Genomic DNA, 5,072 nt, shown 5'->3' with positions numbered 1-5,072 from the left:
ATCATTTACGAGCTGGCGGACAGTGCGTTTATTGGCAAACTCGATAAACTGGTTGAGCCATTCTGCTGCAAGCACAGGATCCTGGTCGGCAAAGTTAACGATAACAAACGAAGCATCATCTTTATTAGCCTGGACTCGAAGATTCCCGTTAAATTCTCTATCAAAAACGCGGTCGATGTTGACACTCTTACCCGGACTATCTCCCAAATAGTGTGTCGCAAGATCATGAGCATCAAAATACTCCCTGCGCAACCCCTTTGATTTTAGATTCTTTATGAATGACTGGTAAACAAGATCGGGTGTATAGTGCTCTATCTTCAGCCCCCCCTTACCAGAATAGTCAATCATCAGAGACTGGATATCCCGCTGCTGCGGCGGTAACAGATTTGCTTCAGCCCGATACAATGGCTCAGCAAGAAAAACATATATAGAAGCCAGTATGACCGCCAGCAACAAACTAAACAGGACAAGTTTCTTACGTGCTGCAATCACTCGCCACAGATCCATGAGGCTGATCTCTTCATTCTTATCTGCGTATGGAACCACATAAACAGGCACCGGTTGCCTATTAGATAAATCCTCCTGTGATTCAGGTTTCAATTTCGAATCCATACTCAACAATCACTCAACACGGTTATACACATCCTCAAACCGGACAATATCATCCTCACCAAGATAACTCCCCGACTGTACTTCTATGATTTCCAGCGGGATAGTACCGGGATTCTCAAGCCGGTGCGTGGTGCCGAGCGGAATATAGGTCGATTCATTTTCCGACAACATAAAGACATCGTCGCCACGTGTTACTTTTGCTGTACCCGACACCACGATCCAGTGCTCCGCACGGTGGTGATGCATCTGCAATGATAGCTGGGCGCCCGGTTTTACGGTCAGACGTTTGACCTGGTAACGTGATCCGCTGTCGATACTTTCGTAGTCACCCCATGGTCGGTAGACACGGCTATGGAACTGGTATTCCTCTCGATCAGCTGCCTTGAGCCGGGACACAATAGCCTTGACGTCCTGGCAACTGTTCCTGTCTGCAACGAGCACCGCATCGGCGGTTTCGATCACGATAACATCATCAAGACCAACCGTAGCAACGCAGCGACTGTCAGCCATTAACAGGCAGTTCCTTGTTTCATGCGTGAGCACATCACCGCGGGCGACGTTACCATCACTGTCCTGTTCTGATAACTCCCAGATTGACGACCAGGAGCCCACATCGGACCAGCGCATCTCCAGCGGTATCACGGCGGCGCGGTCTGTCCTTTCCATAACGGCATAATCGATAGAGTCAGACGGTGAAGCAAGGAATGCATCCTTGTCGGCACGCAGAAAATCAGCGTCGGCCCTGCCCTGCTCCATGGCGACACGACAGGCCGCAAGAATGTCCGGCTGGTATTTGCCGATCTCTTTCAGCCAATGATCTGCACGCATCACGAAGATGCCGCTATTCCAGTAGTAGTCACCGGAATCCACGTAGGATTTCGCTGTAACAGCATCCGGTTTCTCAACAAAATGATCCACGTCGAAGCAACCACTGCCTGCAATCTCATCGCCACGTTTAATATAGCCGTAACCGATTTCAGGTTTGTCAGCCACTACACCAAAAGTTACCAGGAAGCCCTTGCTGGCAAGGTCGGCGCCCCGCTCAACGGCATCGGAAAAAGCGGCCTGATCAGGAATCACGTGATCCGCCGGCATGACGACCATGAGTGCTTCAGGGTCTTTTTCAGTCAGGTACAGGGCAGCCAGCGTCAGCGCAGGCGCCGTGTTCCGGCCCTCCGGCTCCAGCAGTATCGCTTCTATCTCCTTACCCAGCGCACGAACCTGTTCGGCCACCAGGAAACGGTGCTCCTCATTACACACAAACAGGGGGGCCTGTACCGAGTCGATAGCATCAAGCCGGGTTGCGGTATCCTGTAACAGGGTATGTTCACCGAACATCGGCAACATCGGTTTGGGATAGAACTCGCGGGATGCGGGCCATAGTCGACTGCCTGCCCCGCCGGACAGTATTACCGGGTAATAGTGCATGACGCTGGGCATCTCAAAAATTGACGCTATGGCCTGAAATTATTAGCGTGACAATACCCAAAAGCACCTTGACGGTCAATCGGAAAGCGTGCCTGTATCGTTAATAGCTTTGCTTTATTCACAGTCTTACGTCTGTCCGAATAGCGTCCTCATGCACAGGTAACATTCCGGTTTTCGGTTCAATCACCAACACATCCCACCCCCGGAAGATCCCCGGTTGTACATGCGGTAAACACCAGGTCGCCCCGACGAACACGGTACGGCGTTTTCACTGCAGGACTAACAATGTAATTCTCCCCTTGCGGATACAGCTCGCGGAACGCCTCGACCGGCTTCGCATCAAGTTTGTCCGGGTTGATCTTGCACGCCAGGACATCAATACGATCGTGCCCGCGCCGGATGACAAAATCTACCTCGCGGCGCGACTTGTCCTGCCAATAGAAAATGGCTTCGTCGGCGAAGCGGAAGCGTATTGCATCCAGCACGAGGTGTTCCCATAACAGGCCCCGGTCATCGTCACGGATCGTGTCCCATCCTTTTTCAAAAGTAACGAAGCCGGTATCGAACGCATAGCACTTTGGCCGACTGACAATCTCACGCTTGCCGCCACCATGAAAGGGTCGCAGCAGGTATACCGCATGAGCGATCTGCATGGCTTCGATGTGGGCTTTCACCGTAGGACGACTCAATTCGCTCAGATTCGCCAGTTGACTGTAGTCCAGCTGTCCACCACTCTGGCGCAGCAACAGCCGGAACAAAGAGAGGAAGCCATGGCGGTTGCGGATACTGAACAGCTCCAGAATATCACGCGCATAGAAACTGTCGATCCATTCGTTAAAAAAGGTGGCATCCTTGCGCGTGGCCAGTAGCAACTCTGGCAAGCCGCCGTGCAACAGGCGACGATCCAGGTCACGCACGCCGAAGGGATTGAGGCACTCCTCCCAAAGCACAGGACACAAATGAATCGCCTGCTTACGCCCGGTGAGTGAATCGCGAAACTTGCGGGTCGCCGCCAGGGTGGAAGAGCCGGTGGCCAGCACCTTCAATTGCGGGTACGCATCGGCGGCAATCTTCAGCAGTCGACTGGGGTCATCGAGATGATGCACTTCATCAAGGATCAACACACTGTCAGCCGTCCGGGCTTCAAGGAACAGCTCCGGATCCTCCAGCGCCCGCAGGGTGGAAGGCAGATCGCAGTTCATATATACCGCGTCCGGCAACATTCGCGCCAGCGTCGTCTTGCCCACCCGGCGTACGCCGGACAACCAAACGATGGATCGCCGGGCCCAGGCCTGTTGAATTCGATGCAGCCAGAGGGCACGTTTGATCATGCTGCCATATTTTACATACAGACGACTATTTGTAAAGTTTAAAATTAAATTTGCGGAAACCTGTATCGGTGTACCCGAAAATCAATAATTGTTCGCCTTTCGGGTATCCGAGTCCAACATTGCCGTACAAAACCGGCGGAAGTCATCCAGGTTCTCGTTGAGAATGGACCGGACAACTTCCAGACTCAGTTTCTGGTAGTTGTGTACCGCGATATTGCGAAACCCAACCATGGCCTGCATCCGCTGCATCAGTGCTTCATCGATCAGACCGGCATCATGAAGCAGCGCAAATGCTTCACGGCTTTCCTGCGGCAGCCCAAGCCTGTGCACCCGCACTCCGTGCATGGCAAGGTCTATCGCTGCTTCGCAACAGCGTTGCAGGTTCAATATGATGGAGTCCTGGCGAGTCAGGTCAGTTTCCAGCTCGTTCTCATGACCGCGGTACTCCTGCTCCAGCCGGGTCAGGCACCGTTCAATGATGGCCACCTTGTTCAGCAGGACATCATCAACCATAGATACGGCCGCGTTCTCTAATATCGTCCAGTATGTGGCGACGTTCTTCGTTCAGACGGGCATAGTCTGAATACACCCTGTCCTCGAATTCACTACAAACTGTCTCATTGGCACAAAACACTCTTTTCCCGGTCGATACAACCTGTGCGCGCATCACCGTGGAAGCCGATTGCAGGTCAATCAGGTCCACATCCCGCCCGGCCGACACGGCAAGTGATTGCGCCAGTGACCAGAGGCGCGTGGCGGGTAAGGAAGTGGTGCATAGAACGGCCAGATCGATATCACTGCCCGGGCGAAGCCCACCCGTTGCCGCTGAACCAAACAGGTAGACCGCCAGGACATCCGGTATTTCAGAACGGATTTTCGCAACCAGTGCTTGTTGTTGCGCCAGTATGCCCATGGCAAGCGCCTTTTTTCTCAACGGGTTACACCACAATAGTCAATACGCAGCAGCCAGTCAATTGCCAGGAATCAGATATCCAGGGCAAAGCGGATTGCATCACGCACCTGCACAAGTTTCTCCGGTGCAAGTGTGGCAACAAGTGCGCCGACCTTTTCCAGGCTGTCATGCAAACACACAGTTCCGTGTCAGCACGTAAATTTCGCTCCCCGAAGCAACGGGATATGCCTCTGAAAGGCGCCCGATTTGCGTCCCTGCCCTGGCACAACACGATCCCTGTGTTACCAACCCGACAGAGGCATAACCGGTTACTTCCGGAAAAAACAGGAGCCTCTCTGCAGCCGGTTCAAGGCTGTCAGAGGGCTCCCGGGGCCATCAGGGCTGGCTGGCCTGCTCACCCACTGTGATATTGGCCCGGTTCCGTTCAACGGTACTTTCTCCGATACCCTTGACCTGAACCAGGTCACTCACCTGCCTGTACGGCCCGTTGGCCTGCCGGTAACGAACTATCGCCATGGCCTTTTCCGGGCCGACACCCGCCAGCCCATCGACCAGGGCTTCCGGGTCAGCGGTGTTGATATTGCGTGCGGGATTGGCGAATGCCAGTAGCGGTACCAGCAGCAGTGACGCCATCAGTGTATTCAGATTCATGCCATTTCCTCCATGAAGTTTGTCAGCGGACACACCCTGTGTCCGGGCGCAGTATCAGGACACTGCGAGGCGCAGATGCTACAAGAAAGCAGCAAACGTACAAGCGGGAATTTCTGATTATGGTGTAGGAATTTTCT

General features: G+C 53.6%; 6 protein-coding genes. All 6 read right to left on the bottom strand.

Going from position 1 to position 5,072, the window contains the following annotated elements:
- On the bottom strand, positions 1–612 hold a 612-nt coding region (locus ACW81B_RS06230; protein ID WP_491579352.1), incomplete at its 3' end, for a Wzz/FepE/Etk N-terminal domain-containing protein.
- Positions 613–621: 9 nt separating this feature from the next.
- The gene (locus ACW81B_RS06225; RefSeq protein WP_491579351.1) at positions 622–2,052 is read right to left on the bottom strand and encodes a mannose-1-phosphate guanylyltransferase/mannose-6-phosphate isomerase; all 1,431 of its coding nucleotides are present in this window, start codon (positions 2,050–2,052) and stop codon (positions 622–624) included.
- Positions 2,053–2,219: 167 nt separating this feature from the next.
- Entirely contained in the window at positions 2,220–3,371 is a 1,152-nt protein-coding gene (locus ACW81B_RS06220) for an ATP-binding protein (protein WP_491579350.1), read from the bottom strand.
- Positions 3,372–3,452: 81 nt separating this feature from the next.
- Positions 3,453–3,884 carry a type VII toxin-antitoxin system HepT family RNase toxin gene (hepT, locus tag ACW81B_RS06215; protein WP_491579349.1) on the bottom strand — a complete coding sequence of 144 codons (432 nt, stop codon included), beginning with the start codon at positions 3,882–3,884 and terminating at the stop codon, positions 3,453–3,455.
- Positions 3,877–4,305 (bottom strand): type VII toxin-antitoxin system MntA family adenylyltransferase antitoxin, encoded by a 429-nt coding sequence (gene mntA, locus ACW81B_RS06210; RefSeq protein WP_491579348.1) that lies wholly within the window; start codon positions 4,303–4,305, stop codon positions 3,877–3,879. The genes hepT and mntA overlap by 8 nt, the downstream gene beginning before the upstream one ends.
- Before the next feature lie 354 nt (positions 4,306–4,659).
- Entirely contained in the window at positions 4,660–4,935 is a 276-nt protein-coding gene (locus ACW81B_RS06205; RefSeq protein WP_491579347.1) for a ComEA family DNA-binding protein, read from the bottom strand.
- Positions 4,936–5,072 lie beyond the last annotated feature (137 nt).

It is taken from the genome of Thiogranum sp. (genome assembly GCF_058323355.1).
Note: the sequence above shows the minus strand (reverse complement) of the source record. Positions and strands in the feature narration are given on the sequence as shown.